The following is a 2,190-nucleotide window of genomic DNA, read 5'->3' as shown; positions in this document are numbered from 1 at the left end:
TTTGATAAAAAGGGATTTATCCTAAGCAAAACCGATACCAAAGGTAATATTCTCTCTCTAAACAGTGATTTGTGTGATATTTCAGGCTACAGTGAAAAAGAGCTTATTGGTAAACAGCACAATATATTGAGACATCCTGATATGCCAAAGGCTATATTTCACCTTATGTGGAGATACCTTTTATCAGGAAGAGCCATCACCGTTGTGATGAAAAATTTAACCAAAAGTGGAGAGTACTACTGGGTTATAGCAGATTTGAAACCTAGATTTAATGAAAAGGGAGCTGTTATTGCATTAACATCTTTTCAAAAATTTGCAACAGAGGATGTTGTAGATGAGATAGAAGAGCTATATGAGACTATGTTAAGGATAGAGAAAGTTCATGAGATAAAAAGTTCAATAGAGTATCTTGACGGATTTTTAGAAGAACGAAAGGTGACCTATGATGGTTTTATATATCAGCTTATAAAACCTAAAGGGGTTATTAATAGCATTCTGAAAACATTTAAAAAGATGAGAGCATAAAAAGGAGAACTCTACTCCTTTTTATCTTTGTCCTTCAAATCCAATCTATTCCCCTCATCATCAAATTTTCTCCGAAAATTACCACGAATAATCACAAATGTCATATATGAAAATAGCACTATAGCAAATATATAAAACGCATCTCCAAAACTCATAAACTCTCCTCCAATCTATTTTTTATCGTTATCTTCTCAAAACCCTCATAGTTTTGTCTTAGTGCCTCATATGTTACAATACCTGCTGAGATGCCAAGATTGAGACTTCTACCTGTTGCACCCATTGGGATAGTTATACACTGCTCTGGGTTTTCCAAAAGTATATCTTCTCGTATTCCTCTAGTCTCTGAACCAAAAAGTATATAGTCACCTCTCCTAAACTCTGCATCAAAATAAATTCTATTGCTCTTGGTTGTAGCCATATGACTTCTCTTATCTATAGGGTGAGCCTCTAAAAACTTATCAAAACTCTCCCAAACTACCAAATCTAAATCTTTCCAATAGTCCAAACCAGCTCTCTTAACAGCTTTATCATCTATATCAAAGCCTAGCGGTTCAACAAGATGAAGCGTTGCTCCAAGATTAACACAGAGCCGTCCAATCGTACCTGTGTTAGGTGGAATCTGTGGTTCTACCAATACTATATTAAACAATCACAATCCTTTTTAACTATCTTTGGTATAATATCCCAATTCTAAACATTAGGAGTATAGATGAAATTTATAAAAAAGATAACTTTAATTGCTATTTTAGCACTTTTATTCATAGGGTGTACTAAAGCCCCTATCACGGGACGCAGTCAACTCATCATGATGAATCCTCAAGAGGAGATGAAATTAGGTTATGCTAGTGCAAAACAGATACTCTCTAAAGAGAAAATTAGCACCGATAGAAAAAAAAATGCGATGGTCAAACGAGTAGGTCAAAAGATTGCCAAAGTCACAGAGAGAGAGTATAAAACAAACTTTAAATGGGAATTTTTTGTTATTGAAAATGCAAAACAAGCCAACGCATTCTGTCTTCCTGGTGGAAAAGTTTTTGTATATACGGGACTATTTAAATATGTAGCAAACGATGATGAACTAGCTGCTGTTATCGGTCATGAGATTGGTCACGCACTAGCAAGACACGGTGCAGAGAGAATGAGCAGAGGACAACTAGCACAAGCCAGTGGACAAGTACTCAATGCTGTTATGATAGGTCAAGGAAGCCCTCAAAACACAGCTATGGTGATGCAGGCATTTGGTGTTGGTACACAACTTGGCGTTATGCTACCTCACTCACGAGACCAAGAGCTTGAAGCAGACCATATAGGTATAGTTCTAGCAGCAAAAGCAGGATATAGAGCGAGTGCAGCATTAACATTTTGGGATAAGTTTGCAAAAAGTGGAGAGACCCCACCTGAGTATCTATCAACCCACCCTGCTCCAAAAAATCGTATAATCAAAATAAGAGAAATTATTAAGAAAAAAAGATTACGATAATTAGAGTTCTTACAAAACTAAGAAACGAAAACTTTAGTTTCGTCTCTTTCGGGGCTAAAGCCCAATGCCGTTGAATTAAGCTTTTTTATACAATTCTTATTTTTTTGGAAACGGAGAGTTTACTCCCGAACAGCGGAGGCAGAGCCTTCCGATTCCAAGTTTCCCAAGTTATAATTCCTTAATTC

Annotated in this window: 4 protein-coding genes; 2 read left to right on the top strand and 2 right to left on the bottom strand. The window is 36.3% G+C overall.

Annotated elements, in window-relative coordinates:
• Nucleotides 1–525 (top strand): PAS domain-containing protein (locus tag GSY74_RS08710; RefSeq protein ID WP_164664717.1); only part of this gene is annotated, 525 nt, incomplete at its 5' end.
• A gap of 11 nt (nt 526–536) precedes the next feature.
• Here the strand turns inward: GSY74_RS08710 and GSY74_RS10760 are convergent.
• Both GSY74_RS10760 and GSY74_RS08705 read right to left on the bottom strand, forming a co-directional pair.
• Nucleotides 537–680, bottom strand: coding sequence for a hypothetical protein (locus GSY74_RS10760; RefSeq protein ID WP_188108708.1), 144 nt, complete (start codon nt 678–680; stop codon nt 537–539).
• Nucleotides 677–1,174 (bottom strand): tRNA (cytidine(34)-2'-O)-methyltransferase, encoded by a 498-nt coding sequence (locus GSY74_RS08705; protein WP_164664716.1) that lies wholly within the window; start codon nt 1,172–1,174, stop codon nt 677–679. Before GSY74_RS08705 ends, GSY74_RS10760 begins: the two co-directional genes overlap by 4 nt.
• A gap of 60 nt (nt 1,175–1,234) precedes the next feature.
• Between GSY74_RS08705 and GSY74_RS08700 the strand changes: the two genes are divergently transcribed.
• Entirely contained in the window at nt 1,235–2,005 is a 771-nt protein-coding gene (locus GSY74_RS08700; RefSeq protein ID WP_164664715.1) for a M48 family metallopeptidase, read from the top strand.
• Nucleotides 2,006–2,190: the final 185 nt, after the last annotated feature.

It is taken from the genome of Sulfurovum sp. bin170 (genome assembly GCF_010892395.1).
Classification (GTDB): domain Bacteria; phylum Campylobacterota; class Campylobacteria; order Campylobacterales; family Sulfurovaceae; genus UBA1140.
This window is presented reverse-complemented; position numbering and strand designations above follow the sequence as displayed.